Annotated in this window: 24 protein-coding genes; 9 read left to right on the top strand and 15 right to left on the bottom strand. The window is 71.1% G+C overall.

The genetic code is table 11. From position 1 onward, the window contains the following. Positions 1-12: 12 nt before the first annotated feature. The 5 genes from ACI2K6_RS06795 to ACI2K6_RS06775 are packed head-to-tail and all read right to left on the bottom strand — an operon-like array spanning position 13 to position 3,798. Positions 13-768, bottom strand: coding sequence for a hypothetical protein (locus ACI2K6_RS06795; protein WP_404568305.1), 756 nt, complete (start codon positions 766-768; stop codon positions 13-15). A gap of 26 nt (positions 769-794) precedes the next feature. Then, positions 795-2,273 (bottom strand): carboxylesterase family protein, encoded by a 1,479-nt coding sequence (locus tag ACI2K6_RS06790; RefSeq protein ID WP_354451344.1) that lies wholly within the window; start codon positions 2,271-2,273, stop codon positions 795-797. 48 nt (positions 2,274-2,321) lie between these two features. Continuing rightward, positions 2,322-2,642, bottom strand: coding sequence for a hypothetical protein (locus tag ACI2K6_RS06785; protein ID WP_282502009.1), 321 nt, complete (start codon positions 2,640-2,642; stop codon positions 2,322-2,324). Then, positions 2,639-3,226 (bottom strand): Asp23/Gls24 family envelope stress response protein, encoded by a 588-nt coding sequence (locus tag ACI2K6_RS06780; protein WP_323987187.1) that lies wholly within the window; start codon positions 3,224-3,226, stop codon positions 2,639-2,641. The genes ACI2K6_RS06785 and ACI2K6_RS06780 overlap by 4 nt, the downstream gene beginning before the upstream one ends. Continuing rightward, positions 3,226-3,798 (bottom strand): RNA polymerase sigma factor, encoded by a 573-nt coding sequence (locus ACI2K6_RS06775; protein ID WP_282502011.1) that lies wholly within the window; start codon positions 3,796-3,798, stop codon positions 3,226-3,228. Before ACI2K6_RS06775 ends, ACI2K6_RS06780 begins: the two co-directional genes overlap by 1 nt. A 139-nt stretch (positions 3,799-3,937) precedes the next feature. On the opposite strand from ACI2K6_RS06775, the gene ACI2K6_RS06770 reads away from it, so the two are divergent. The 6 genes from ACI2K6_RS06770 to ACI2K6_RS06745 are packed head-to-tail and all read left to right on the top strand — an operon-like array spanning position 3,938 to position 6,443. Further along, complete coding sequence (locus tag ACI2K6_RS06770; protein ID WP_114589121.1) at positions 3,938-4,441, top strand: Asp23/Gls24 family envelope stress response protein; 504 nt, start codon at positions 3,938-3,940, stop codon at positions 4,439-4,441. Then, on the top strand, positions 4,438-4,629 hold the full coding sequence (locus tag ACI2K6_RS06765; RefSeq protein WP_023952539.1) for a DUF2273 domain-containing protein: 192 nt from the start codon (positions 4,438-4,440) through the stop codon (positions 4,627-4,629). Before ACI2K6_RS06770 ends, ACI2K6_RS06765 begins: the two co-directional genes overlap by 4 nt. Next, on the top strand, positions 4,626-5,021 hold the full coding sequence (locus ACI2K6_RS06760) for a hypothetical protein (protein ID WP_323987189.1): 396 nt from the start codon (positions 4,626-4,628) through the stop codon (positions 5,019-5,021). The genes ACI2K6_RS06765 and ACI2K6_RS06760 overlap by 4 nt, the downstream gene beginning before the upstream one ends. After that, positions 5,018-5,602 (top strand): DUF6286 domain-containing protein, encoded by a 585-nt coding sequence (locus ACI2K6_RS06755; RefSeq protein WP_112616331.1) that lies wholly within the window; start codon positions 5,018-5,020, stop codon positions 5,600-5,602. The genes ACI2K6_RS06760 and ACI2K6_RS06755 overlap by 4 nt, the downstream gene beginning before the upstream one ends. Then, positions 5,599-6,213 (top strand): hypothetical protein, encoded by a 615-nt coding sequence (locus ACI2K6_RS06750; RefSeq protein WP_323987191.1) that lies wholly within the window; start codon positions 5,599-5,601, stop codon positions 6,211-6,213. Before ACI2K6_RS06755 ends, ACI2K6_RS06750 begins: the two co-directional genes overlap by 4 nt. Positions 6,214-6,272: 59 nt before the next feature. Next, positions 6,273-6,443, top strand: a complete 171-nt coding sequence (locus tag ACI2K6_RS06745) for a CsbD family protein (protein WP_023952533.1) — start codon at positions 6,273-6,275, stop codon at positions 6,441-6,443. A gap of 59 nt (positions 6,444-6,502) precedes the next feature. Here the strand turns inward: ACI2K6_RS06745 and galK are convergent, their stop codons facing one another. Next, positions 6,503-7,693, bottom strand: coding sequence for a galactokinase (galK, locus tag ACI2K6_RS06740; protein WP_404568304.1), 1,191 nt, complete (start codon positions 7,691-7,693; stop codon positions 6,503-6,505). After that, entirely contained in the window at positions 7,690-8,850 is a 1,161-nt protein-coding gene (galT, locus tag ACI2K6_RS06735; protein ID WP_114589247.1) for a galactose-1-phosphate uridylyltransferase, read from the bottom strand. Before galT ends, galK begins: the two co-directional genes overlap by 4 nt. A 63-nt stretch (positions 8,851-8,913) precedes the next feature. On the opposite strand from galT, the gene ACI2K6_RS06730 reads away from it, so the two are divergent. After that, complete coding sequence (locus ACI2K6_RS06730; RefSeq protein ID WP_323987193.1) at positions 8,914-9,897, top strand: LacI family DNA-binding transcriptional regulator; 984 nt, start codon at positions 8,914-8,916, stop codon at positions 9,895-9,897. An 82-nt stretch (positions 9,898-9,979) separates the two neighbouring features. Here ACI2K6_RS06730 and galE read toward each other — a convergent pair whose 3' ends face one another. The 6 genes from galE to ACI2K6_RS06700 all read right to left on the bottom strand — a co-directional run bounded on the left by galE (position 9,980) and on the right by ACI2K6_RS06700 (position 17,589). After that, a complete protein-coding gene (gene galE, locus ACI2K6_RS06725) occupies positions 9,980-10,960 on the bottom strand; it encodes a UDP-glucose 4-epimerase GalE (protein ID WP_282502018.1) in 981 nt (326 codons plus the stop codon). Between the two features lie 40 nt (positions 10,961-11,000). Beyond that, complete coding sequence (locus tag ACI2K6_RS06720) at positions 11,001-12,752, bottom strand: beta-galactosidase family protein (protein WP_404568303.1); 1,752 nt, start codon at positions 12,750-12,752, stop codon at positions 11,001-11,003. Further along, positions 12,749-14,287 carry an alpha-N-arabinofuranosidase gene (locus tag ACI2K6_RS06715; protein WP_404568302.1) on the bottom strand — a complete coding sequence of 513 codons (1,539 nt, stop codon included), beginning with the start codon at positions 14,285-14,287 and terminating at the stop codon, positions 12,749-12,751. Before ACI2K6_RS06715 ends, ACI2K6_RS06720 begins: the two co-directional genes overlap by 4 nt. A 74-nt stretch (positions 14,288-14,361) precedes the next feature. Next, positions 14,362-15,708, bottom strand: coding sequence for a sugar ABC transporter substrate-binding protein (locus ACI2K6_RS06710; RefSeq protein WP_269267155.1), 1,347 nt, complete (start codon positions 15,706-15,708; stop codon positions 14,362-14,364). A gap of 82 nt (positions 15,709-15,790) precedes the next feature. Next, entirely contained in the window at positions 15,791-16,669 is an 879-nt protein-coding gene (locus tag ACI2K6_RS06705; RefSeq protein ID WP_112616345.1) for a carbohydrate ABC transporter permease, read from the bottom strand. Continuing rightward, entirely contained in the window at positions 16,666-17,589 is a 924-nt protein-coding gene (locus tag ACI2K6_RS06700) for a carbohydrate ABC transporter permease (protein WP_112616347.1), read from the bottom strand. The genes ACI2K6_RS06705 and ACI2K6_RS06700 overlap by 4 nt, the downstream gene beginning before the upstream one ends. Before the next feature lie 171 nt (positions 17,590-17,760). Here ACI2K6_RS06700 and ACI2K6_RS06695 point away from each other — a divergent pair, with 171 nt between their 5' ends. Both ACI2K6_RS06695 and ACI2K6_RS06690 read left to right on the top strand, forming a co-directional pair. Next, positions 17,761-18,744, top strand: a complete 984-nt coding sequence (locus ACI2K6_RS06695) for a LacI family DNA-binding transcriptional regulator (protein WP_404568301.1) — start codon at positions 17,761-17,763, stop codon at positions 18,742-18,744. A 113-nt stretch (positions 18,745-18,857) separates the two neighbouring features. Continuing rightward, a complete protein-coding gene (locus tag ACI2K6_RS06690; RefSeq protein WP_404568300.1) occupies positions 18,858-22,763 on the top strand; it encodes a glycoside hydrolase in 3,906 nt (1,301 codons plus the stop codon). 177 nt (positions 22,764-22,940) lie between these two features. On the opposite strand, the gene ACI2K6_RS06685 is transcribed toward ACI2K6_RS06690, so the two are convergent. Then, on the bottom strand, positions 22,941-25,202 hold the full coding sequence (locus tag ACI2K6_RS06685; RefSeq protein ID WP_404568299.1) for a beta-galactosidase: 2,262 nt from the start codon (positions 25,200-25,202) through the stop codon (positions 22,941-22,943). Continuing rightward, positions 25,199-26,170, bottom strand: coding sequence for a serine hydrolase domain-containing protein (locus ACI2K6_RS06680; RefSeq protein WP_404568298.1), 972 nt, complete (start codon positions 26,168-26,170; stop codon positions 25,199-25,201). The genes ACI2K6_RS06685 and ACI2K6_RS06680 overlap by 4 nt, the downstream gene beginning before the upstream one ends. Positions 26,171-26,178: the final 8 nt, after the last annotated feature.

The raw sequence follows: 26,178 nt of genomic DNA, 5'->3' as shown, positions 1-26,178 counted from the left end.
GCCGCGGCGTCGTCAGCGGCGCGTCTGCGACAGGGCCCAGTGGGCTCGGGTGAGACCGCCGAGCGGCGCTCGCGTCAGGATGGCGGCATCCGATTCGCTCAGGATGCCGCCGTCGACCGCCACGCGCAATGCGGTGGCGATGTCTTCCCGTGCCCGCTCCTGTCGCGCGGCCGGCAGCGCGCCGACGGCGGCGCGCAGGGCCTCGACTCCCGTGCGCGGAGTCGAAGACCCTCCGGCGCGACGCCCGGCTCGGACGATGGTGGCGACGGTGACGGCGGACGCGATGCCCTGCACGGCGAAGGCGCCGATGGTGAGGCCGGGGGCACCGGCGTCATCGGAGCGCAGCGCGACGATGAGGATCGCGAACGCGGCGAAGAGCACCGAGATGGCATTGATGGACAGCTGGGAACCGTTCGCCTCGGCGCGCCCGCTCGCCAGCTGCCGCCACAGCACCGGACGCGATGCCGCCGCCACGATCGCCAGCGCAGCGGCGACGAGGGTCGGCACGGTCAGGTCGGATGCCGTTCGGGCGGGGATCACGACGACCCCGGCGGCGATGATCGGCAGGAACTCCAGCAGTGCGACGCCCAGTGAGCGGAACATCGACCCGCGGCCGACCGGGCGGCGGCGCTCTTCGTCCGACGCGTCCAGCAGATCCTGGACCGCCGGTTCGTCGGCGAAGGCGGCGCGCTCGATCAGCGCGGCGTCGAATCCGCGCCCGGACTCCACGAGTTCGCGGGCCGCGGAGGCGGCGGAGCTCTCACGCATCGTCTTCTGCTCTCACCCGTACCCCGTCAGTCGACGAGCGCCCGCACCGACGCGTAGCCGTCGGCCGCGACCGTCGGCACCGACGGCGCGGCGCCGAACATGCGGGTCGCCCGCTCGTCCGGCGTCCATCGCGGCCAGCCCGGGTCGCCGGTCCGCACGAACGACACGGCGGCGCCGTGCATCGCATCGGCCAGCTCCTGCGGCGGGTGCGGCCCCGCGAGCCTCGCGACGCCGTCGGCGTCGAGGACGTCCCACCAGAACGGCACATCGAGGCAGTGCAGCGCCCAGCGCTTGGTCGGGGAGGGCCAGCTGAACCGGTAGGCCCACGTCGGCGAGCCGCTTCGTGCCCGGGCGACGAGCGGCACGGTGTCGCGGAAGATGCGGTCGGTGGCGTAACGGCCGAGGAACGCGGCGGTGCCGAGTCGTCGCTGCGCGCGGTTGTCGCGGATGTAGCGCCAGCGCATCGCGTGGCCGACCCCGAGGGCAGCCAGCGCGAGCGCCGGCGGGACGAAACGCAACGGGCCGGCGACCCCGTCGGTGATCATCGTGAACTCGTCGTCGGTGGTGCCGAGCACGAGCGTCTTGTCCGCGCCGACGCCGGCCGCGAGTGCGTCGAGGGTGGGGCGCGGGATGAGCTCGCCGTCGACGACCGGACCCCACGTGAGCCCTTCGGCGAGCCGCGAGCGCACCGAGGCGATGATGCTGCCGTGCCGCTCCGACTCGAGAGCTTGCTGCGCCGTGAGCACCGTGAGCTCGTCGACGCCGGCGAACGCCTCGCGTGTCGGGGCGATGCCGAGGCGCGCGGCGAGCCGGCCTGTCGCCGTCGCGGCCCGGGCGGGCGGCACGTTCGTCAGGGCCGCCGAGATCGCCAGCACACGGCGGAACAGGTGTTGAGCATCCGGCATCCCGAGCAGGGTGAGCACCGCGCCGCCGCCCGCGGACTGCCCGGCGATCGTGACATCATCCGGATCCCCGCCGAAGGCGGACACGTTCGCCCGCACCCATTCGAGGGCGGCGATCCAGTCGCGCACCGCGCGGTTCGTCGGGGCTCCGGGAAGGAGGCCGAAGCCGTCGAAGCCCAGCCGGTACGAGACCGTCACCACGACGATGCCCGCCCGCGCGAACGAGCCGCCGTCGTACCAGGGGCTCGCGGGCGAACCCTGCACGAAGGCTCCGCCGTGGATGTAGACGAGCACCGGATGCCGTGCGCCGCCCGCCCGCGCGGGCGAGTCGGGCGCGAAGACGTTGACCGACAGGGTGTCGTCGCCCGGGATCGACGGCTCGGGGATGAGGGTGTCGGCGTCGTTCCCGCGCTGCGGCGTCGGTCCGTAGGCGGTCGCGTCGCGGACGCCGTCCCACGGCTCGACGGGCGCGGGCTCGGCGAACCGCAGCGTGCCGGTCGGGGCCTTCGCGTACGGGATGCCGAGGAACGCGAGAGTGCCGTCGGGGCGACGCGTGCCGCGCACCTCACCGCTGGAGAGGGATGCCGAGACGCTCGCTGTCACGATCCGAAGCTAGCGGACTCGGCGGCGCCTCGGTGAGGCGGCTGCGGGTCAGGCAATGCGGCGGACCTGCACCGTGATCCGGTCGACGGTCGGATACTGCACGCGGAGTTCGTCGGCGACGGCGCGGGCCACCTCGGGAGTGCGCGCGGATGCGGCGACGGAGATGGCGGCTGCCGCGGTCACCACCTCGCCGTCGGCCGAGACGAGGATGTCGTTCGTCGGAGCCGCCGCTTCTCGGCGGAGCGCCGTGGCCGCCGCTCCGAGCACGCGGGTCAGCGGCGGGCGCGGATCGTGCACGGCGCTGACCCCGGGCACCTCGACGAGGGGGCGCGGAGCCGACGGGCCGACGACGGAGACGGGCTCGATCATGCGATGTCCTTGGGCGGGAAGGGACGGTGGAGGTCTTCGACGGTGACGTCGATGGCGGTGATGTTCAGCTCGGTGTGCTGGGCGAGCGCCTCGGACACCGCTCGGCGGACCGCTCCGGCGGCGGTCGGCAGCGACTCGCCCCAGGCGACCGACGCGGTGATGTCGACGGCGATCGGCGCATCGGGCACCTCGACGTCGCCGACGATGCGCGAATGGCCGATGAAGACGCCGTCGATCGCGTCGCCGCTGGCTCGGATGAGCGCTTGCACGGCTCCCTCGGTGACGGTCATCGAGACCCGCGGATCGGGATGCGACAGCGGGATCGAGCGACCGGCTCGCAGCTCGGCGCGTACGGCGTCCATCACACCGTGGAACCAGTTCTCCGAGGGCTCGGGCATCTCGGCGGCATCCGCCGCGATGAGATCACGTGACAACCGCCCCGCCCGTTCGAGGGCATCGAGGGCGTTGAGGCAGTCGGGACAGGTCTCGATCTCGGGGTCGTACGGCGAGCGACCGCTGTCGAGGTAGTCACTGATCTCGTCGATCGTCTTGCCGCACTCGAGAGTCACGTCGGCGGCATCCATCAACGCCACCCCGCCATCTGGATCGTGATGCTGGCGCGGGCGCGGGACAGGTTTCCTCGAACGGTGCTGAGAGGGAGGTTCATCTCTTCTGCGATCTCGGTATAGCTGAGCGACCCGACTTCTCGGAGCAGCCAGCAGCGGCGTTGGGCTTCCGGCAGCGCATCGAGTGCAAGAGAGAGCGCTTGCAACTGTGCGTTGCGGATGGCGGCCGCCTCGGGGAGGAGGCTCGCCTCCGCGGCTCTGTCGAATCCGTCCAGTGTGTCATGGTCGGGGCGCTTCCTGAGATGCGCGTACGCCTCGCGGCTCGCGATCTTCATGAGCCACGCCTTCACGGCGTTCGGGTCACGCAGGGTGGACAGCTGCCGCCACGCGGTGAGGAACGCCTCCTGCACGACGTCGTCCGTCTCCGAGAGGGTGCCGACGATGCGGTACACGTAGGCGCGCACGAGGCGGGAGTGACGGTGGAGGAGGACATCGAACGCGTCGGCGTCGCCGGATGCCGCGCGGGCAGCCAGGATGCCGTCGGGCGCGGCCTGCAGGTCGGTGTCCGACCCGCTGTCTTCGGCTCGCATCGTTCCCCTAGAAAACTTCTCGAACTTTTTTGTGACGAATCCGGATGAGCCGCCCTCTTATCTGTAGAGCGAACGTAACGCTCACCGAATGACGAGCCGAGAGCTTGCATCGGACAACGCAGACAGATAAGGAAACGTCATGGCTGAGGACCAGAAGAACACCGCCCCCGCTGCTGAGACCACGAAGTCGCAGGCTGCCGCGCCGCAGGCTTCGCGCGTCGACCGCACGTTCTCGTCGTCGCGCGTCCCGGCCGACACCGACGCCGCGGGCAAGACGACGATCGCCGACGGCGTCGTGGCGAAGGTCGCCGGCATCGCGGCGCGTGAGGTCGCCGGTGTCTACGCGCTCGGTGGCGGCGGAGCACGCGCCTTCGGTGCGATCCGCGACGCCATCAACGCCACCGACCTGTCGCAGGGCGTGAAGGTGGAGGTCGGCGAGACCCAGGCCGCCGCCGACCTCACGATCGTCGTCGAGTACCCGGCGCCGATCCAGGAGGTCGCCGACAACGTCCGCGCCGCCGTCGCCGGTGCCATCAGCCGTCTCGTGGGCCTCGAGGTCGTCGAGGTCAACGTCGAGGTCAACGACGTGCACATCGCCGGCGCTGACGACGACGACAACGAGTCCGAGTCGCGCGTCGCATGAGTGCCACCGTCTCGGGTGCGCTGATCGGCGCCATCCTCGCCGCCGCCGCCCTGTTGTTCGGCTTCTGGGGATTCCTCCTCGTCGCCCTCTTCATGGCGATCGGCGCGGCGGTCGGTCGCATCGCGTCCGGCAAGCTCGACGTCCGCGGGCTGGCCGACGTGCTGACAGGTCGGCGCACCTCGTCATGACCGTTGCAGAGGCCATCCGTCCCGGTGGCGGCGTCACGGCCGCCGCCGGCGGGGCGTCCGGTCTCGCCGGACGGGTCGTTGTGCGCGAGCGCGTGGTGCGGAAGGTCTCGGAACAGATCGCATCCCAGGTCATCGGAGTGGACGTCGACCGCGTGTCGGTCACGGCATCCGATCACCGGGGTGGGGTGGCCGTCCGCATCCAGGCGCCGTTCCCCGTCCCGTCGCTCGACGACACCGAAGCGGTACGAGCCGCCGGAGTCGTCGTCGACATCGCCCGTGAGGCCCAGCACCGCGTGCAGGAAGAGCTCGGCCGCGTGCTGGGTAAACCCGTCACCCGCGTCGACATCACCGTCACCGGTGCCACGACACCCGCAAGGAGGAGAGTCCGATGAGCAGTCCCGTGCTGCGCCGCGTCGTGCGACGTGAGACGCACTCGCCGCGCACCGTCGCGATGATCGTCGCCGTCGTCCTCGTCATCCTCGCGCTGATCTACGTCGGCACGGAGATCGTGCTGAACCTCGCGGGTCAGCCGGCGCTTCTCCTCGGACCCGCCGCTGCCTTCGGGTGGGTCGTCGGTCTCCCGACGGAGGTACCGGTCGGCGTCAGCGTCGCCATCGGCGCCGTCATCGCGGTGCTCGGCGTGGTCCTCGTGGTGCTCGCCGTCGCCCCGGGCCGCCTGTCGAAGCACCAGCTCGTCGTCGGCGAGAGCGCCGTCGTCGCCGACAACGGCGTGATCGCCTCGGCGATCGCGCAGCGGGTCAGCGACGAGAGCGGACTGCCCCGCGACCAGGTGCGGGTCGGTGTCGGACACCGCTCGGTCGACGTGACCCTCACCCCTGCGGTGGGAGTCCCCGTCGACGAGACGCAGGTCCGCGCCCTCGCGGATGCGGAGCTGGAGTCGTATCGACTCGCGTCGAAGCTGCGCACGGCGGTGCGGATCGAGCGGCCCCGCGAACAGGAGGAGAACGCATGAACAACACCAATCGCGCGGTCAACCGCACGATCCTCCTGATCCTGGGACTGGTGCTCGTCGTCGTCGGCGGCGGAATCATCGCCGGCGCGGTGTGGCCGGCGGCCGCCGACACCTGGACCTCGGTCGGATCCGGGGCCGAGGACTGGGCGAAGCAGGCGTGGGATGCCACCGTCATCGCGGCCACGAGCCTCACCTGGCTCGCCGTCGGCGTGCTCGCCGCGCTCGCGCTGCTGGTCGTGCTGCTGATCGTGCTGGTCGTGCGCAGCATCCACGGCCGCCGCCGGACCGCGCTCCGGGCGACCGGGGCGGAGAGCGACCTCGGCCGCATCACGGTCACGGAGGGCTTCGCGGCGGATGCGCTGAAGAACGCGCTGGCCGACCGCGACGAGATCCTCAGTGCCCGCGTCACCGCGAACGACATCAAGAAGCAGCCCGTGCTGCACGTCAGCGTGACCCCGCGGCAGAACACCTCGCCGCTGCACGTGGCCGAGACCGTCGAACGTCTCGTCGGCAACCTCGGCACGCTGACGGGTCAGCAGCTCACGACCTACATCTCCATCCACACCGGGCTGCGCGCGAAGCTGGCGCACGACCAGCGCCGCCTGTCCTGAATCGCGCACGTCCACAGCCCCGCCCGCGGGGCGCCACCACCGAAAGAGAGGAGCCCATCATGGGTCTCGACGACAAGATCAAGAACGCCGCCCAGGACATCGCCGGCAAGGCGAAGGAAGCCATCGGCAAGGCGACAGACAACGACAAGCTCGAAGCCGAGGGCAAGGCCGATCAGGTCAAGGCCGAGGCGAAGAAGACGGGCGAAGACGTCAAGGACGCCTTCAAGTAAGCCGCGTGACTGCAGAGGGGGATGCCGTGTCGGCATCCCCCTCTTGTGGTCTCGTCGCGTCAGCTGTCGCGGCGCGCGCCGGCCGACGGGCTGACGGGGAAGATCGTCGGGGTCGCGTACCCGGCGGCAGCGAACGCCTTCTCGACGGCATCAGCCACGTCGTCGACGGCGGCGGTCTCGACGAGTGCGATCGCCGCACCGCCGAAGCCGCCGCCGGTCATGCGCGCGCCGATGGCGCCGGCCGCGCGGGCGGTCTCGACGGCGAGGTCGAGCTCGGGGACGGAGATCTCGAAGTCGTCGCGCATCGAGGCGTGCGAGGCGTCCAGCAGCGACCCGATCGCTCGTGGCCCCTGCTCCCGGAGGGTCTGCACCGTGTCGAGCACACGCTGGTTCTCGGTGACGATGTGGCGGACCCGGCGGAAAGTGACGTCGTCGAGCAGCTCGGCGGCACGGTCGAGGTCGCCGACCGACAGGTCGCGCAGCATCGGGACGCCCATGACCCGCGCGCCCTTCTCGCACGAAGCGCGGCGCTCGCCGTAGCCACCGGTGGAGTGCGCGTGCTTGACGTTGGTGTCCATGACCAGCAGCGTGAGCCCCGTGGCGGCGAAGCCGAGCTCGACCTCATCGGTCTCGAGCGAACGGCAGTCGAGGAAGGTGGCGGCATCCGGCTCGCCGAGCATCGACGCCATCTGGTCCATGATTCCGGTGGGAGCGCCGACGGCCTCGTTCTCGGCGCGACGGCCCACCTGCGCGAGCGCGACGGAGTCGAGTCCGAGGTTCCACAGCTCGTTGAGTGCTGAGGCGGTGGCGCCCTCGATCGCCGCGGACGACGACAGGCCTGCGCCGACCGGCACGTTCGACGCGAACGCGAGATCGGCGCCGGTCAGCGCGGTCGGGTCTGCGCCGGCGGCCTGGATCAATGCCCAGGCGACGCCGAGCGGGTATGCGGACCACTCGGGCACGGCGTGCTCGCCACCTGTGGTCGGGAAGATCGCGTCGAGGTCGGCGATCGCCACCTCTACCGGCACCGTGTCGAACGTCGAGATGACGCGCAGCCGGCCGTCGTCGCGGGTAGCGAGCGCCACGTGCGTGCGGTGGGGCGTGGCGAACGGGAACACGAAGCCGTCGTTGTAGTCGGTGTGCTCGCCGATGAGGTTGACGCGGCCGGGCGCCGACCACTCGCTCGTCGCGGTCGCGCCGAGCGAGGTCAGGAGGTCGCGCGCATCGGTGCGCGGATCGGTGTCGGTCACAGGGTCACTCCTTCTACGGCCTCGCGGATACGCGCGGCCGCGGTCTCGGGCGGGATGTCGCCGATCCAGGCGCCCATGGCCGCCTCGGAACCGGCGAGGAACTTGAGCTTGTCGGCGGCGCGGCGCGGGCTCGTGAGCTGCAGGTGCAGACGCGCGGTGTCGCGCGCATGGCGGACCGGAGCCTGGTGCCACGCGGCGATGTATGGCGTCGGGGTGTCGTACAGCGCGTCGATGCCGCGCAGCAGGCGCAGGTAGAGCGGGGCGAGTTCGTCTCGCTCGGCGTCGTTCGTCTCGGCGAAGTCGGCGACGTGCCGGTGGGGGAGCAGGTGCACCTCGATCGGCCAGCGCGCGGCGAACGGGACGAACGCCGTCCAGTGCTCGCCGCGGAGCACGACCCGCGGGCCGGCCTGCTCGAACTCGAGGATGCGCTGGAACAGGTCGGGAGCCGTGCGGTCGATCGAGTCGAGCAAGCGGGTCGTGCGGGGCGTGATGTACGGGTAGGCGTAGATCTGCCCGTGCGGATGCGGCAGGGTGACGCCGATCGCCTCGCCGCGGTTCTCGAACGGGAACACCTGCTCGATGCCGGGGAGCGTCGAGAGCGCGGCCGTGCGGTCGGCCCACGCCTCGATGACGGTGCGGGCGCGGGTGACCGTCTGGGTGCCGAACGATCCGGCGTGCTCGGGAGAGAAGCACACGACCTCGGTGCGTCCGACGCTCGTGCGGGTGCGGCCGAGGCCGAGGTGGGCGAGGTCATCGATGCCGCGGGGAGGATCGGATGCCGCGGGCGCGCCGCCGAACGCCTCGGCGAGGGCGGGACCGAACGATGGCGACTTGTTCTCGAAGACGGCGACGTCGTAGCGCGACGGGATCTCGGAAGGGTTGGTGGGTGTCTGCGGGGCGAGCGGGTCGAGCTCGGCCGGGGGCAGGAAGGCGCGGTTCTGCCGTGATGCGGCGATCGAGATCCAGTCACCCGTCAGGACGTCCTGCCGCATCGTCGCGGTCTCGGGGCGCGGGTCGAGGGTGCGGGCGTCGACCGCTCGCTCGGGGCCGAGCGTTGTCTCGGGGTCGTCGTAGTAGATGAGCTCGCGGCCGTCGTCGAGTCGCGTGGAGCGTTTGACGACGCCCGCGCCGAGCGGCACGGCGGGAGGAGCGCTGATGTTCACGATAACACGCTACATTCCGGCCGTGCTATCGTCAACACACCCGACGAAAGGACCGGCATGCGCGTGTCGATGGCCCAGGTGGCGGCCCACGCGGGCGTCTCGGCGCAGACCGTCTCGCGCGTGGCCAACGGCAGCCCGCGCGTCGACCCCGCGACGCGGGCCCGCGTCGAGGCGTCCATGGCGGCGCTCGGCTACCGCATGCATCGCGCCGCCCGGGCCCTGCGCACCGGCCAGACCCGCACGATCGGCCTCGTCGTCTCGACGCTCGCCTCGGTCGGCAACTCCCGCATGCTGCAGGCCATCGCCGACGCGGCGAGCGAGCGCGACTACGCCCTCGCCGTGGTGACGGTCGCCGGGGCGCGTGACATCGCGGAGGCCTTCGCGCAGCTGCGCGACCAGGGCGTCGACGGGGCGGTCGTGCTCAACGAGGCGACGCGGCTCGCTCGTGACACCGCACCGCCCGCCGACCTGCGTCTCGTCGTCGTCGACTCGCCGCCCGACGAGCGCTTCGCGATCGTGCAGACCGATCACGCGGGCGGCGCCCGGTTGGCGACGCGGCATCTGCTCGAGCTGGGGCACGCGACGGTGCACCACCTCGCGGGGCCCGAGGCGTCGTTCGCGGCGCAAGAGCGCGAACGCGGCTGGCGCGAGGCGCTGATCGACGCGGATGCCGTCGCGCCCGAGGTCGTCCGCGGCGACTGGACCTCGCGCGGCGGTCACGCGGCGGGAGCGGGGCTCGCGGGCGCCACGGCGGTGTTCGCCGCCAACGACCAGATGGCGCTCGGCCTGCTGCGGGCGTTCAGCGACGCCGGTCGCGCTGTGCCGGACGACGTCGCGATCGTCGGGTTCGACGACGTCGTGGATGCCGCGGAGTACCGGCCTCCGCTGACGACCGTCCGCCAGGACTTCGACGCCCTCGGCGCCCGCGCCGTCGAGGCGCTCGTGGAGGTCATCGAGTCGGGCTCAACGGCCGCGTTGCGCACCGTTCCCACGGAACTCGTGGTCCGCGCGAGCTCGGTACGCGGTTTCGCGGCGGAATGAGGCGCAGTTTCGGGTGTCCGACGCGGTTCGAACCGCGCGTCATCCCCGGAACCGCGCCTGATCCCCGCGCTCGGCGAGCGGGTCAGACGGATGCCGCGCGGCGGGCCTCCCAGCCGGTGCGGACCATCTCGTCGACCGAGTAGCGATTCGCCCATTCGAGGTCGCGGGCGGCGAGCTCTCCGGTGGCGACGATGCGGTCGGGGTCGCCGGGCCGGCGGGGGCCGACTCTCGGCGTGAAGTCGATGCCGGTCACCCGGGCCATCGCGTCCATGATCTCGCGGACCGAGAGGCCGTTCTGCGACCCGAGGTTGTAGGCCGGCTCGACGCTCTCACCGGCGGCGAGGCGCTGGGCGGCGACGACGTGGGCCGCGGCGATGTCGGCGACGTGGACGTAGTCGCGCACGTTCGTGCCGTCTTCGGTGTCGTAGTCGTCGCCGTTGATCTGCGGGGTCTCACCGGCGATCAGCTTCTCGAAGACGATGGGGAAGAGGTTGTGGGGGCTCGTGTCGTAGACGGACGGGTCGCCCGAGCCCACGACGTTGAAGTAGCGCAGCGAGGTGTGGCGCAGGGGTGCGGGGGAGTCCACGGTCGCGACGGCCTGATCGCGCAGGAGCCACTCGCCGATGAGCTTCGACTCGCCGTAGGGCGACGCGGGACGCTTGGGCAGGTCCTCCGTGACGAGCGGCACGTCGGGGGTGCCGTAGACGGCGGCGCTGGAGGAGAAGACGATCTTGTCGACGCCCGCGGTCTCCATCGCCTCGAGCACGATCCGCGTGCCCTCGACGTTCTGCGCGTAGGTGTGCAGGGGGCGGGTCACCGAGACTCCGGCGTACTTGTAGCCGGCGACGTGGATGACGCCCTCGACGCCGTGCTCGCGCAGCGCGCCCTCGACGAGCGGACGGTCGAGGATCGAGCCGCGGACGAACGGCACGCCCTCGGGGACGAACCCCGCGTGCCCGCTCGACAGATCGTCGAGGACGACGGGGTCGAGACCCGCCGCGGCGAGGGCGCGCACGACATGCGCGCCGATGTATCCAGCACCACCGGTGACCATCCAGCTCATGACATCCATCCTGCCCGATCGCGGCGGGGCTCCCTCACGCTCACTCCTCGCGGTGGCCGAGGTCGGGCGCGGCGACGAACGCGGCGACGGGCTCGACGACGTGCTCGAGCTCGACGACGACGATCTCGTTCGCCCCGGCGCGGGTGGCGGGTGCGGGCACGTACAACGTGCGCTGCGGGCCGTTGCGCCAGTACCGGCCGAGGAAGAAGCCGTTCACGAACGCGAAGCCCTTGCTCCAGGCATCCGTGTCGAGGAAGAGGTCGGCGGGTGCGTCGAGGTCGAACGTGCCCACGAGGCCGGTGCGGCCCGCGGTCGGCTGCTCGGAGGCGCCCGGGATGCCGGCGGCGACGGCCGCGAGGTCGACGGGCTGCGCCGACCAGCCGGTCAGCTCGTGACCGGCGAGGGTCACGGGGCCGACGAGCCCCTTGGACTCGCCGAGCCGGACGTCGTAGTTGACGCGGCCCTGGTCCTCGACGAGGACCGTGAGCTGCGACCCGCGCGGGATCGGCAGCGACCGTTCGTGCAGCGCGCGTTGCAGACGGCCGATCGGAGCGCCGTCGACCGCGACCCAGGCGAGGTCGCGGACCTCGGCGAAGGCGAGCACGGCGCTGTCGGAATCACCGAACGGCTCGGCGGGCAGCGCGATGTCGTAACGCACGAGAGGTCCGAGCTGTCCGAGCTCTTCGAACGTGGGAGGAAGGTCGACCGCGCCGCCGTCAGCATCCGCCGCGGGCAGCCAGTCAGCCGTGGTCCGCAGCGGGACCGACAGGACGGGAGCCGCAGGCCGCGCGGGCGGCACCTCGTCGGGCACCGGGGCGTACCGGGCGATGACCTCGCGGAACGCGTGGTACTTCTCGGTCGGGTGGCCCGATTCGTCCAGCGGAGCGTCGTAGTCGTACGAGGTGACGATGGGGGCGTAGCGGCCCTTGTCGTTCGCGCCGTTCGTGGTGCCGAAGTTCGTGCCGCCGTGGAGCATGTAGATGTTCACCGACGCTCCGGCGGCGAGCAACGCGTCGAGCTCGGATGCCGAAGCCGCGGCATCCGTGGTGTGGTGCACCCCGCCCCACCAGTCGAACCAGCCGTCCCAGAACTCCGAGCACATGAGCGGCCCGGTCGGCTGATGCTCGCGCAGCGTCGCGAGGCGCTCGGTGGCGCGCGAGCCGAACGATCCGGTCGTGTGCAGGTCGGGCAGCGTTCCGGCCGCGAGCATGTGAGGCTCGGGCTGGTCGACGGTCGTCAGCGGCACGGTGATGTCGCAGGCGCGGGTGAGCTCGGTGAGCGTGCCGAGATAGTCGTGGTCCGAGCCGTAGGCGCCGTACTCGTTCTCGATCTGCACGAGCACGACGTTGCCGCCGCGATCGATCTGACGCGGGGCGACGATCTCGTAGACCCGGCGCAGGTAGGTGCTCACCGCCTCGAGGTACTGCGGCTCGGAACGGCGCAGCCCGATGCCGGGCGTGCTGGTGAGCCACACCGGAAGTCCGCCGTTGTGCCACTCGGCGCAGATGTACGGGCCGGGGCGGACGATCGCGTGCATGCCCTCGGCCGCGATGAGGTCGAGGAAGCGCCCCAGGTCGTTCCAGCCCGTGGCATCCCATTCGCCGCGCACCGGCTCATGGGCGTTCCAGGCGACGTAGGTCTCGATGGTGTTGAGCCCCATGAGCCGCGCCTTGCGGATGCGGTCGGCCCAGTGGTCCGGGTGGATGCGGAAGTAGTGCAGGGCTCCCGCGATGACCCGGTGGGGGCGCCCGTCGAGGAGGAAGTCGGTCTCGCCGATGCTGAAGGTCGTCACGCGGTCACTCGATTCGTTCCGGGGTTCAGGCGCACGGTCACGCGCGCCCAGGAGAGCGGGGGAAGGGTCAGGGTCACGGCGCTGTCGCGGATGTCGACGGCGAGGGATGCCGGCGCGACGGGCTGCGACGACGCGCTGTTGACGGTGTGCCGGTCGCCGTCGGCGGGGACGGTCAGCACGAGCGCCTCCGCGCTCGCGGCCGAGCGGTCGAGATCGATCGTGACGGGTGTCTCGGCGTCGAGTCCGCGGTGCACGAGGAAGATCGACAGCTCGTCGCCGGCGATCGTCGCAACGGCGTCGACGGCGCCCACGTCGCCGTAGCGCGCGGTCGGGATGACGCCAGTGTCGATGACCGGCACCACGACGTGGCCGGATGCCGCGGACGCGGTCAGCTGGAAGGGGAAGAAGGTGGTCTGCCGCCAGGCCGCGCCGCCAGGCTCGGTGCGGATCGGCGCGATGACGTTGACGAGCTGCGCGAGATTCGCCATCGAGACGCGGTCGGCGCGGCGGAGCATCGTGATGAGGAGGGACCCGACGACGACGGCATCCGTGACGGTGTAGTCGTCCTCGATGAGGCGCGGGGCGACGGGCCAGTCGCCCGTGAACACCTCGGGCTTGTCGACCTCGTTCCAGCGGGTCTGGTTCCAGACGTTCCACTCGTCGACGCTGATGCCGATGGGGTCGGTGATGCCGCGCTCGGCGCGCACCTCGTCGATGATGCCGGCGACCTCGCCGATGTAGGCGTCGAGGGCGGCGCCGGAGGCGAGGAAGCTCGCGGGGTCGCCCGGGGTCTCCTCGTAGTAGGCGTGCACGGAGATGTGGTCGACGAGCCCCGCGGTGTGACGGAGCACGGTGCGCTCCCACTCGCCGAAGGTCGGCATCTCGTGGTTCGAGCTGCCCGCGGCGACGAGCTCGATGTCGGGATGAATGAACCGCATGAGCCGGGCGCTCTCGGCGGCGAGGCGGCCGTACTCGTCGGCGGTCTTGTGGCCGATCTGCCAGGGGCCGTCCATCTCGTTGCCCAGGCACCAGAGCCGGATGCCGAAGGGCTCGGCGCGCCCGTTCTCGCGGCGGCGCTCCGACAGGGCGGTGCCGCCCGGGTGATTGGCGTACTCGAGCAGGTCGGCGGCCTCGGCGACGCCGCGCGTGCCGAGGTTCACGGCCTCCATGAGCTCGAGCCCCGCCTGCTCGGCCCACGCGGCGAACTCGTGCAGCCCGACCTGGTTGGTCTCGGTGCTGTGCCATGCGGCATCCAGGCGCACGGGGCGCTGGCCGCGCGGGCCGACGCCGTCCTCCCACCGGTAGCCCGAGACGAAGTTGCCCCCGGGATAGCGCACGACGGTCGCGCCCAGCTCGCGCACGAGCTCGAGGACGTCGGCGCGGAAGCCGGCGTCGTCGGCCGTGGCGTGACCCGGCTCGAAGATGCCGTCGTAGACGCAGCGGCCCATGTGCTCGACGAAGGTGCCGAAGAGTCGGCGCGGGACAACGGGCCCGGGTGCGGCCGTGTCGAGCGAGATGCGGGTGGGGGAGGTCATTGCTCTTCTCCTGGGGGGACATGGCGAGGGGCGGGCCGGACCGAAGCTCGATGCGACCCGCCCCTCGTCGGGCGTCACTTGTTGACGGTGAAGCCCTGGTCGTTGCCGTACTGCACGAGCTGGTCCTGCCACGTGGCGAGGCCCTCGTTCAGGTCGGACTTCGAGGCGTAGGACTGCCCGACGGTGTCGCTGAAGATGCTGTTCGCGTAGACCTGGAAGGGCAGGTACTGCCAGCCCGGACGCACGTCCTTGGCCGCCTGCACGAGCACCTCGTTGATCTTCTGGCCGCCGAAGTACTCGGGCGCCTTGTTCAGGAACTCATCCGACTCGAGCTGCGCGGTCGTCGAGGGGAAGCCGCCGCTCTCGGCGAAGATCGTCAGGCTCTCCTCGTCGTTGTTCAGCCACTTCAGGAACGCGGCGGCGAGGGCCGGGTTCTCGCTCTGCTTCGTGACCGCCTGGCCGCCGCCGCCGTTCTCGGCCGAGACCGGGGTGCCGTCGTAGGTCGGCATGGGAGCCACGCGCCAGTCGCCCGCCGCGTCGGCCACCGACGACTCGAGGTTGCCGGGCATCCAGGCGCCGATGACGAGGGTCGCGATCGAGCCGTCGCCGAGGCCCTTGAACCACTCGTCGCTCCAGCTCGGGGTGCTGGCGATCAGGTCGTCCTCGACGAGCGTGTTCCAGGTGTCGGCCCACTTCTTCGAGCCCTCGTCGGCGACGTTGATCGTCACGTCGGTGCCATCGGCGGAGAACGGCTGGCCGCCCGCCTGCCAGATCATGCTGGTGGCGAAGCCGGCGTCACCGGTGTCGTTCGTGATCTTCTTCGTCGGGTCGGCGGCGGTGAGCTGACGCGCGGTGGCGATGTACTCGTCCCACGTCGTCGGGACCGTCAGGCCGTACTGGTCGAAGACCGCCTTGTTGTAGAACAGCGCCATGGGACCCGAGTCCTGCGGGAGGCCGTAGATCTTGCCGTCGAAGTCGACGGAGTTCCACGTCGAGGCGGTGTAGTCGCTCTCGAGGTCGCCGAAGCCGTAGGGCGCGAGATCGAGCAGCCCGTCGGTGAGGGCGAACTGCGGGAAGGCGTAGTACTCGATCTGCACGACGTCGGGGGCGCCCGAGCCGGCCTTGATCGCGTTCTGGAGCTTGGTGTACTCCTCCGTGTTGGTGCCCGCGTTGACGACGTTGACCTTGACCTCGGGGTACTTCTTCATGAACGCCTCGGCCTGCGCCTCGGCGGACGGGGTCCACGACCAGTAGGTGATCTCACCGCCGGCCTTCAGGGCCGCGTCGAGGTCGTCGGGGTTGCCGCTGCCCGCGGCGGGGCCGGAGGACGAGCAGGCGGCCAGCACGAGGCCGGCGGCTGCGGTCAGGGCCACGACGGATGCGGCGCGACGCAGCGCCGATCCCTTGCGCATGGGTGTCATGGGAGTTCCTTCACTTCGTTGTTGTGGATTCGGGTTGTTGTGGATTCAGGTGGTGCGGAATACAGGGTCTTCGGGGGTGTGCTCACTGCTTGACGCTGCCGGCGCTCAGACCGGACTGCCAGAAGCGCTGCAGCATGAGGAAGGCCACCACGATCGGGATGATCGACAGCAGCGATCCGGTGATCACCAGGTTGTAGATCGGCTGCGCCGCGGCTCCGGTGGCCTGGGCGTTCCACTGGTTGAGCCCGACGGTGAGCGGGTACCAGGCGGGGTCGCTGAGCATGATGAGCGGGAGGAAGTAGTTGTTCCACGTGGCGACGACCGCGAACAGCAGCACGGTGACGATGCCGGGCATGAGGAGCTTGGTCGAGATGGTGAAGAACGTGCGCATCTCGCTGGCGCCGTCCATCCGAGCGGCCTCGAGCAGCTCGGTGGGAACGGCGTCGCTGGCGAACACCCACATCAGGTACAGGCCGAAGGGGCTGATGAGCGAGGGGATGATGATCGCCCACGGGGTGTTCGTCAGGCCCAGCTGGCTGAACATGAGGAACGTGGGGACCGCGAGGGCGGTGCCGGGAACGGCGACGGCGCCGATGACGACCGCGAAGACCGCCTTCCGCCCCCGGAAGTTGTACTTCGCCAGGCCGTAGCCCGCCATCGTCGCGAGCACCGTTGCACCGCCCGCGCCGACGACGACGTAGAGGAGCGTGTTGCCGAGCCACCGGAGGAAGATGCCGTCGCGGTAGGTGAAGGTGTCGACGATGTTGTTCCACAGGTTGAAGCTGTCGCCGAACCAGAGGCCGAAGGTCGTGAACAGGTCGCCCTGGGTCTTCGTCGCGTTGATGATCAGCCAGAACAGCGGGAGCAGCGTGTAGAGGATGAACAGGCTCATCACGACGGTGAGCACGACGGACTTCCGCCGGGCGAACGGCGTGCTGCGGGCGAGGGCGGGAGCGGTCATCGCATCTCCTGACGGGATCCGCGCAACTGGACGACGTAGGCGATGACCGCCGTGATGACGCCCATGATGATCGCGACGGTGGCGGCGTAGTTGTACTGCTGGCCGGCGAACGAGAGGTTGTACGCGTACATGTTCGGCGTGAAGAACGTCGTGATCGTGTTCGGGGCCAGGGGCTTGAGGATGTTCGGCTCGTTGAAGAGCTGGAAGCTGCCGATGATCGAGAAGATCGTGGCGATGACGATCGAGCCGCGCAGAGCGGGGATCTTGATCGAGAGGATCGTGCGCCAGGCGCCGGCGCCGTCGAGGGATGCCGCCTCGTACAGCTCACCGGGGATGGTCTTGAGCGACGAGTAGAAGATCAGCATGTTGTAGCCGACGAACTGCCACGTCACGATGTTGCCGATCGAGACCATCATCCACTCGGGGAGGAAGGGTCGCAGGACCTGGGCACCGAGCAGATCGTTGATGTTGCCGGCGAGGCCGAACTGGTCGCCGTAGATGTAGCCCCACATGAGGACCGCGACGACGGCGGGCACGGCGTAGGGCAGGAAGATGATGATCCGGTAGAAGCCCGAGGCGTGCAGGCGCGCGCTGTCGATCGCGAGGGCCGCAGCGAGGGCGAGCACGAGCATGATCGGCACCTGGATCAGCAGGAACAGCAGCACGCGGAGGAAGCCGTCCCACAGCTTCGGGTCGGCGAAGGCCGTCAGGTAGTTCTCGAAGCCGACGAACGCGTTGCCGCCGACGATCTGCTCACGGAAGAAGCTGAGGTAGAGCGCGTAGGCGAGGGGTGCGAGGAAGACGAGGGCGAACACGATCGCGAAGGGCCCCACGAAGAGCCATCCGCGCTGTTCGACGCTGACGCGCCGCCGCTTCCGCGCGGTGCGCACGGCGGGAGGGGGTGCCGTTGTGGTCGTCATCGTCCGTGCCTCTTCTGTGATGCAGGCGCTCGCCGATTGAGCGCGGATGTTGACGTAAACATAACTCGGAGACGCTAGCATGTCAACGTCAACATCAAGGAGGATCCGGGCATGGGTGAAGCAGGGCCAGCCGTACGCCCGGACGCTCGACCGCGGCGTCGGGAAGTGTCGATGGCCGACGTGGCGGCGATGGCCGGCGTGTCGGGTCAGACCGTCTCGCGGGTCGCGAACGGCCGCGAGAACGTCGACCCCGAGACCCGGGCGCGCGTCCAGGATGCGATGGCGCAGCTCGGCTATCGACCCAACAGTGCCGCGCGTGCACTGCGTTCGGGGCGCTTCCGCAGCATCGGCGTGATCATGTTCTCGCTCGCGAGCTACGGCAACACGCGCACGCTCGACGCCGTGGCATCCGTCGCCGCCGAGGCGGGGTACTCCCTCACCGTCATCACGGCGCAGTCGGCGACGCAGTCCGACGTCTCGGGGGCATTCGTGCGCCTCGCCGAGCATGCCGTCGACGGTGTCATCATCCTGATCGAGACGCATCGTCTCGGCGAACGCGAGCTGGCGCTGCCGACCGGACTCCCCGTCGTCGTGGTCGACTCGAGCGCCGATTACCCGTATCCCGTCGTCGACAACGACCAGACGCTGGGTGCCCGTCTCGCGACGGAGCATCTGCTCGACCTCGGGCACGAGACGGTGAGCCACATCTCAGGGCCGCGGGAGTCGTTCGCCGCCGAGCGCAGGCGAGCCGCCTGGCACGACACGCTCGTCGCCCGCGGTGCGGCTGTGCCCGAGGTGCACGTCGGGGACTGGACCGCGGAGTCGGGTTACGAGATCGGTCGGGCGCTCGCCGGCGACCACCGCGTGACGGCGGTCTTCGTCGCCAACGACCGCATGGCGCTCGGGCTGCTGCGCGCGCTGCACGAGGCCGATCGCCCTGTGCCGGCGAGCGTCAGCGTCGTCGGGTACGACGATGCTCCCGAGTCGGCGAACTTCTGGCCCCCGCTGACGACCGTACGTCAGCACTTCGACCGGATCGGCGCGGCCGCCGTGCGGTCGCTGCTCACCGAGATCGACGGGGGAGAGGTGCCGGCCGAGCGCACGCTCGTCCCCACCGAGCTCGTCGTGCGTGCGAGTTCCGGCCCGCGCCGCTGATCAACCGTTGCACCGGGACAGAGGCGTCCCGTAGGCTCGATGTTGACGTCAACATGTTTACGTCAACATCACCCCCCCTGAGGTCGCATCGTTGCGACCGGATAGGAATGACGATGAAGTCAGCTCGACTGATGTCGATGACCTGCGCGGTGGCGCTCGCGTCCGGTGGGCTCACCGCTGCGACCGCCGTCGCGCCCCCGCCGGTGCATGCCGCCGACGCCGCTGCCGTGCGGATCACTCCGAATCCCGCCACCGCCTCGGAGAAGCCGTTCGAGGGATGGGGCACGAGCCTCGTCTGGTTCGCCAACGCGACCGGCGACTATCCCGACGACGTCCGGCAGGACCTCTTCGACGCCGTCTTCGGCGACGAAGGCCTGAACCTCAACATCGCGCGCTACAACATCGGCGGCGGCAACGCCTCCGACGTCCCGCCGTACCTGCGGCCGGGCGGCGCGGTTCCCGGCTTCTGGAATCCGAACCTGCCGGCGACCGATGACGAAGGGGCGATCACCTCGACCTTCGCTGACCGCGACCGGTACCGGGATGCCTGGGACCCCGACGATCCCGACGCCTTCGACTTCTCCCAGGATTCCGCTCAGCGCTGGTGGCTCGACGCGCTGAAGGACAAGGTCACGCACTGGGAGGCGTTCAGCAACTCCCCGCCCTACTTCCTCACCCAGAGCGGCTACGTCTCGGGCGGGATCAACAACGCCACGAGCGAGCAGCTCGCCCCGGCGGACATGGACAAGTTCGCCGGCTATCTGGTGAACGTCGTCGACGAGCTCGAGCGGGTTCACGGCATCTCGTTCGACACGATCGACCCGTTCAACGAGCCCAACACGAACTACTGGTCGACGCAGATCCCCGACGGTGCCACGTGGCCCACCGGCGGACGCCAGGAGGGTGCGCACATCGGGCCGGAGGCGCAGGACGCGATGATCGCCGCCCTCGCCGACCGCCTCGCGCAGCCGGGGACGACCACCGACGCGGTCATCTCGGCGATGGACGAGACCAACCCCGGCATCTTCGCCACCAACTGGAACACGTGGTCTGCGGAGGCGAAGGGCCTCGTCGACCAGCTGAACGTCCACACGTACGGCACCGGCGGGCGCCAGGTCGTCCGCGACATCGCCAAGGCCGCCGACAAGCCGCTGTGGATGAGCGAGGTCGAGGGCAACTGGACCGATCAGAGCAAGGGGTTCGTCACCGACGACATCGACAACGGCCTCGGCATGGCCCAGCACATCGTCGGTGACCTGCGCGAGCTCGAGCCCGACGCCTGGGTGTTCTGGCAGCCGGTCGAGGACCTCTACAACATGGAGAAGGTCGAGAAGCTGAACTGGGGCAGCGTCTTCATCGACTTCGACTGCAACGACGAGGGGCAGTCCGAGCGCCGGCTCCGCGACGGTGACGCCGACCCATCCTGCAAGGTGCTGACGAACGAGAAGTTCAACACCGTGCGCAACTTCACGCACTACATCACCCCCGGCGACCGCTTGATCGCGACCGACAACGCGCAGTCGACGGCGGCGATCGACGCCGACGGCGAGGGCGCAACGATCGTGCACGTCAACGCCGAGGCCGCCGAACGCACGGTGGAGATCGACCTGAGCGACTTCGGCACGGTGGCCCCCGGGGCGACCGTGGCCCCCATCGTGACGACGCAGTCGACCGCCGCGGAGCCCTCGGTCAACGCGCTCCGGCAGGGGCAGCCGGTCGCCGTGGACGCGGCATCCCGCACCGCGACGCTGACGGTGCCCGCCAAGTCGGTCGTGACCTTCGTCATCGACGGTGTCTCGGGCGTGTCATCGGATGCCGCGGCCTTCCGCGACGGCGAGACGGTGCAGCTCACGGGCCTTCAGAGCGGACTCGCCCTCGACGGCAGCTCGAGCCTCGCGGTCCGTTCACTCGCCACCACGGCCGAGGCCGCCCGCGGACAGGCCTGGACCGTCCGCACGATCGAGGGCGCGGGCACCAACCGCCATCGCTTCACGCTGCAGAACGGTTCCGGGCAGTTCCTCGCTTCGCGCGGCACGGCCACGGCGCTCGTGGATGCCGACCCCGGGGCAGCCGCGGCCGATCCCGCCCTGCAGTGGATGGCCTCGACGACGGACGGCACGTACTACTCGGTGCTCAACGTCGCCGCGGAGCGCGTGCTCGACGTGAACGGCGGCAGCACGACGTCCGGCGCTGCGGTGGGCCTGTGGACCTCGAACGGCGGCGGGAACCAGCAGTGGCGCATCGCGAGCACGAGCGTCGCGGGCACCGAGCCCGTCACGGTCGCGACCGCTGTCGGCGTCGCCCCGACGCTGCCCGCGTCCGTGAGCGTGCGCTACGTCGGAGGGACGGTGCGACAGGCGCCGGTGACGTGGCAGCTCGACGGTGTCGACTTCTCGCGCCCCGGTGCGGTGGAGGTCACCGGCACGGGCACCGAGCTGTTCGGCGGCTCGTTCGAAGCGACTGCGACCGTCGAGATCGGCGCCTACACCGCGACGCGGCCGGCATCCGTCACCGTCCCGGCCGGAAGCGCCCTCGACGCCGTCAGGAGCCAGGCCGACGACACCGTGGAGGCCGAGCTGCGACCCTCGGGAGCGGGCTTCCCGGTCCCGGTCGAGTGGGCGTGGGACGGCATCGCCGATGGTGCGTTCGCCGAGCCCGGCACGGTCTCGGTGCCCGGAGTGGCCACGGGCCCGAGCGGCGAGAAGCTCGACGCGCGGCTGACCGTGATCGTCACGGCCGCGTCCGAGCGCAACGTCGCCCCCGAGAGCCGCCCGAGCGCGACCTTCACCGAGAGCGCGCAGTACGCGGTGAGCAACACGATCAACGGAAGCTCGACCGACAAGGGCTGGTCGAACTGGCGCTCGGGCACGAAGAACGCGCAGGACACCCTGAGCTACGCCCTGGCGCAGCGCGAGACCCTGACGCGTGTCGCCGTGCAGTTCTACCGCGACGGCAGCTCGCTGAGCTGGCCCGCGACCATGCGGGTCGACCACCGCGTGAGCGGCGGCGACTGGGTCGAGGGCGACCTCGTTCCGGTGCCGGAGCCCACCGCGGGTGCGCCGCGCGTCGAGGTGCCGGTCACCGGCGCCGCCGACGAGGTGCGCGTCGTGCTGAACGCCCGTCCCGACACGCACATGATCGTGTCGGAGGTCGAGATCTTCGCCGCAGCACCGGCGCCGGCCGGGATCGCGGATCTCGCGCGCCTCACGGTCGGCGACGAGCCCGTCGACGGGTTCGCGCCCGACACGCTGGAGTACACCGTCACGACGACGGGGTCCGCGTGGCCGATGCTCCACGCGCTCGCGGTCGACGACGATGCCACGGTCGTCGTGACCCAGCCTGGCGAGGACCAGGCTGGCGACGTGCAGCGCATGGCGGCGGATGCCGCGCCTGCGGCCGACGACGTGATCAGCAGCACCGGAACCGTGACGGTCACGGCTCCCGACGGCGCCTCGCGCACCTACTCGGTGACCGTGAACCGCGCCGTCGGCGTCGAGACGCCGGTCGTGTCGGGCGAGCCGCGCGTCGGCGCGACCGTGCGCGCGGTGGCCGTCACCGATCCCGCGGACGCGGCACGCGCGTTCGTCTGGCTGCGCGACGGGGCGGCGATCGATGGCGCCACCGCCGACACCTACGCGCTGACCGCCGCCGACGAAGGCCGGGAGATCTCGGTCGAGGTGGCCGCCGAGGCGGCCGGCTTCATCGACGGCACCGCCCGCTCAGCGGCGATCGTCCCGACCGCCGCCGTCGTCGACCCGGGAACGGGCGGCGGCACCGATGGTGGCACCGACGGTGGCACCGGCACTCCGGGTTCGGGCGCTGGCTCGGGTTCGGGTTCGGGTAGCGGCTCGGCGACGGGGGCCGGAGCGAACGGCTCGGCTGCCTCGACGGACGCGCGCGATCTCGCACGCACGGGAGGGGATGCCGGCGGCATCACCGCGACGGTGATGGGCGCGCTCGCGCTGCTCATGCTCGGCGCCGGAGCGCTCGTGCTGCGTCGCCGACGCGCGCAGGCCTGAGCGCCTGAGGACCTGAGCGCCCGACGACGCAGGCCGTGCCGATCGATGTGACGATCGGCACGGCCTCGCCGTCTTCGGAGAATCCCACGCTTCTCGGAGCTTCAGCCCGCGCGGCATCCGATCTACGCGTCATTCTCCGAGTTCGCTGGCGCCGCGCGCCGCGCGCCGTGTGCAGCATCACGCGAGGCGCTGCCAGGGACCGCGCAGCCGGAGCGACGCGCGTAGGGATGTCGCCACGGCATCGGCTCGCCGCGACTCCGCATCCGTCGCGAGCGCGATCGTCGAGGCCGGAGACAACGCCAGCACCTCGACGGTGATCTCGCTCGTCGGTGTCGCACCGGCGTCCCGAAGCGACAGCGACCAGCGCGTGCCGTCCCAGAAGCGGTCGTCGACGATGCGGCCGTCGACCAGGAACCGTCCCACGTCGCCCGCCCAGTCGAGGTCGAGCACCGCGTCCGCCTCGGGGTCCAGCGAGGTCGCGGGGAGCTGCACCCGGTACCGGGCGGCCCGCTCGGCGAACGTCTCGTCCGACGGCGCGCGGTGACGCGGGCCGCCGAAGCCGTAGTCCGTCGCCGGAGCGGCCGGCGGGCGGACGAGCTCGACTCCCACCGGCGCGCTGCCCATCGCGGTAACGCGGCCGGGCCCGCCGGGCGCGCCGGGCGCGCCCGTGACGATCGACCACTCGCCGGTGTGCGGGTCGTAGCGGTGAGCCTCCCGAGCGCCACGGAGCATCGCGATGTCGGCATCCCACGCCAGCTCGCCATCGGTCAGCCACAGCTCCGGGCGCGACCCGGGGCGCACCCAGAGCCGGTCGGCGTCGGCGGCCGGCAACACCACGACATCGAGGTCGTCGAAGCGGAGCGGAGCGCGTCCCGGCCGGGCGACCTGCGGTCCGGCCTGGCCGATCGCGATCTCGGCGGGGATGCCGCGATCTTCGAGCAGCACCAGCGTCGGACGCGGGCCGCCCGAGAGGACCGTGATCAGGGTGGCCGTCGCCCAGGCGACCCGTGCCCGACCCACGGTGAGCCCGACCGGCCATCGAGCGAGCGTCCCCGCGGGGACCGTGACCGGACGTGACGGGAGCACGGTCTCGGTGTCGCCGACGACGACGCGCAGCTGGACGTCGGCGACGTCCTCCACCTGTTCGTACGGCTGGTGGTGCGAGATCACGACGACGCCCTCCGCTCCGTCGGAACGCAGCGCCCACCGGAGGGTGGTCCGGTCGTCGAGCGACGCGGCGCGGACGTCGGGAAGAGCAGACGACATGCCGGACAGGCGGTCGCCGAACGCGGTGAGGAAGGCGTGCTGCGCGCGCAGCAGCGGAGCGGAGTCGCCGAGGTCGCCCGACTGCCCGATCGGGGCGTGGAAGTCGTAGCCGAACTCGGGGAGGTCGTTGGGATACCCGGTGTCGATCGTCTCCTGCAGATCGGGTCCGGGGTTCCGGCCGCCGACGAACATGTAGTAGCCCTGCCAGGCCGACCCGTTGCCGATCTTGATGTGGGCGAGCGCGGCGACATCGCGTCCCCCGAGCACCGGGCGACGGTGGTACGCGGTGGCCATCCCCCCGCCCAGCTCGCAGGTCGCCGGGGGGAAGCCGTGCAGGTCGGCCGTCGCGCTCGCCGCCGCGAAGCCCTGGCTCGCGCGCACGTCCGCCCCGACCCCCGGGTCGTCCCAGTCGTGTGAGGGGAAGTAATGCGCGCGGAACGTCGGGTCCCAGGGTGCGCCCGGGTCGACCCAGAATCCGTCCGCATACCCGCCGAAGAGCGGCATGACCTCACCGTCGGGCAGCTGCGCCCCGCCCCAGGCCGTCGCCGTCCACAGGGGTGCCGCCATGCCCGCTTCGCGGGCGAGGCGCTTGAGCGTGACCAGGTGCTCCGGACGGTCGTACAACTCGTTCTCGAGCTGGATGCCGATGACCGGCCCGCCTGGTCGCGCGCGGCCGCCCAGGGACGCGGCGAGCTGGCCGAACCACTCCCGGACGAGGTCGAGGTAGCCGGGGTCATCGCTGCGGAGGATGACCGGCAGAGCCTGAACCCAATCGGGGAAGCCGCCGTTGCGGGACTCGCCATGCGCCCACGGTCCGATGCGCAGCACGACATCGAGTCCCGCCGCAGCCGCCTCGTCGACGAAGGCCCCGATGTCGAGGTTCCCGTCGAAGAGCGGGTGCCCGCGCTCGGCGACGTGGTGGTTCCAGAAGGCGTAGGTCGATGCGACCGTGACGCCGGCGGCGCGCAGCTGCCGCATCCGCTCGGACCAGCGATCGCGCGGCAGTCGGCTGTAGTGCACCTCGCCCGACACCGGCACCCAGCCTTCACCGTGCCGGTACAGGGCGCGGTCGGTGACCGAGATGCCGCGGGCGCGCTCGTGGGGAGCGGGCAGCGGTGCGGGCCGTTCGGGCTGCGGCCACGCGGAATGCTCGACGCGGAGCAGCTCGCTCACAGCGCGCCGACGATCGCGTTGTCGAGTTCGTCGATGTCGACGCCGGAGCGCAACGCCCGGTTGGTCAGCAGCACCCACGCGATGCCCGCGGTCGGGTGCACCCAGAACTCCGTTCCCGCCCAGCCGCCGTGGCCGTAGACGTCGCGGTCGATCAGGCCCGGCGCTCGGGTGCGGAGGTTCCAGGCGAGACCCCAGTCCTGCCCGCGCTCGGCAGGGTACGGCTCCAATCGGGGGATGTCGCCGGTCAGGGGTCGCCGCATCATCGCGAGCGTCGCCGGGGCGAGGATGCCGTCGCGGGCGCCGGCGTGGATCCGCAGCAGTTCGGTCCCGAGCGCGAGCAGGTCGTGCGCCTTCCCGGCGAGGCCGGCCCCGGGGTTGCGCTGCGCGGCGAAGGCCGCCATGTCGGCGCCCGCGGCGGCGGCATCCGCGATCGGCGCCGTGCCGTCGAGGTCGGCCGACAGGCCGCCGGCGCCGATGCCCGATGCCCAGTCGGCGATGTCGTCGTGCCAGATGCGGCCGCTCACGCTCTCGACGAGTGCGGCGACGCCCTCGAAGGCGAGCGTGGAGTACCGCGAGGCCGTGCCGGCGACGAAGTCACGGCCGCGGGTGAGCAGCTCGGTACGGAGCGGGAGTCGGGTGTCGAGTGGCGGCTCGCTGATGCCGCTCGTGTGGCTCACAAGATGCGAGAGCCGCACGATGTCGTCCCGGTCGCGGCCGAACTCGGGCAGGGCGCGGGTCAGCGGAGTCTGCAGCGTGAGCTCGCCGCGCTGGATGGCGCGGGCAGCGGAGATGCCCAGCAGCGGCTTCGTGATCGAGAAGAGCGCGTACCGATCGTCGATGTCCGCCGCGACGGCGTCGAGGGCGAGGACGCCGTTCGCATCGGCGACCCCGACGACCGCGGACGGCAGGCGGCCGTCCGCCACATGCCGGCGGGCCCAGTCGAACGCAGCGGTGAAGCTCGATGTCATCGCCCCAG

Source organism: Microbacterium sp. NPDC006705 (assembly GCF_044903545.1).
Taxonomy (GTDB): Bacteria; Actinomycetota; Actinomycetes; order Actinomycetales; family Microbacteriaceae; genus Microbacterium; species Microbacterium plantarum.
Note: the sequence above shows the minus strand (reverse complement) of the source record. Positions and strands in the feature narration are given on the sequence as shown.

Bases quoted from the DNA above. Each gene is read 5' to 3' on its own strand.
- ACI2K6_RS06760 (WP_323987189.1), top strand. From the start codon at position 4,626: ATGACCGTTGCAGAGGCCATCCGTCCCGGTGGCGGCGTCACGGCCGCC.
- ACI2K6_RS06780 (WP_323987187.1), bottom strand. From the start codon at position 3,226: ATGGATGCCGCCGACGTGACTCTCGAGTGCGGCAAGACGATCGACGAG.
- ACI2K6_RS06695 (WP_404568301.1), top strand. From the start codon at position 17,761: ATGGCCGACGTGGCGGCGATGGCCGGCGTGTCGGGTCAGACCGTCTCG.
- galE (WP_282502018.1), bottom strand. From the start codon at position 10,960: ATGAGCTGGATGGTCACCGGTGGTGCTGGATACATCGGCGCGCATGTC.
- ACI2K6_RS06750 (WP_323987191.1), top strand. From the start codon at position 5,599: ATGAACAACACCAATCGCGCGGTCAACCGCACGATCCTCCTGATCCTG.
- ACI2K6_RS06770 (WP_114589121.1), top strand. From the start codon at position 3,938: ATGGCTGAGGACCAGAAGAACACCGCCCCCGCTGCTGAGACCACGAAG.
- ACI2K6_RS06710 (WP_269267155.1), bottom strand. From the start codon at position 15,708: ATGACACCCATGCGCAAGGGATCGGCGCTGCGTCGCGCCGCATCCGTC.
- ACI2K6_RS06680 (WP_404568298.1), bottom strand. From the start codon at position 26,170: ATGACATCGAGCTTCACCGCTGCGTTCGACTGGGCCCGCCGGCATGTG.
- ACI2K6_RS06745 (WP_023952533.1), top strand. From the start codon at position 6,273: ATGGGTCTCGACGACAAGATCAAGAACGCCGCCCAGGACATCGCCGGC.
- ACI2K6_RS06785 (WP_282502009.1), bottom strand. From the start codon at position 2,642: ATGATCGAGCCCGTCTCCGTCGTCGGCCCGTCGGCTCCGCGCCCCCTC.
- ACI2K6_RS06700 (WP_112616347.1), bottom strand. From the start codon at position 17,589: ATGACGACCACAACGGCACCCCCTCCCGCCGTGCGCACCGCGCGGAAG.
- ACI2K6_RS06705 (WP_112616345.1), bottom strand. From the start codon at position 16,669: ATGACCGCTCCCGCCCTCGCCCGCAGCACGCCGTTCGCCCGGCGGAAG.
- ACI2K6_RS06795 (WP_404568305.1), bottom strand. From the start codon at position 768: ATGCGTGAGAGCTCCGCCGCCTCCGCGGCCCGCGAACTCGTGGAGTCC.
- ACI2K6_RS06755 (WP_112616331.1), top strand. From the start codon at position 5,018: ATGAGCAGTCCCGTGCTGCGCCGCGTCGTGCGACGTGAGACGCACTCG.
- ACI2K6_RS06775 (WP_282502011.1), bottom strand. From the start codon at position 3,798: ATGCGAGCCGAAGACAGCGGGTCGGACACCGACCTGCAGGCCGCGCCC.
- ACI2K6_RS06690 (WP_404568300.1), top strand. From the start codon at position 18,858: ATGAAGTCAGCTCGACTGATGTCGATGACCTGCGCGGTGGCGCTCGCG.
- ACI2K6_RS06715 (WP_404568302.1), bottom strand. From the start codon at position 14,287: ATGACCTCCCCCACCCGCATCTCGCTCGACACGGCCGCACCCGGGCCC.
- ACI2K6_RS06765 (WP_023952539.1), top strand. From the start codon at position 4,438: ATGAGTGCCACCGTCTCGGGTGCGCTGATCGGCGCCATCCTCGCCGCC.
- ACI2K6_RS06730 (WP_323987193.1), top strand. From the start codon at position 8,914: ATGCGCGTGTCGATGGCCCAGGTGGCGGCCCACGCGGGCGTCTCGGCG.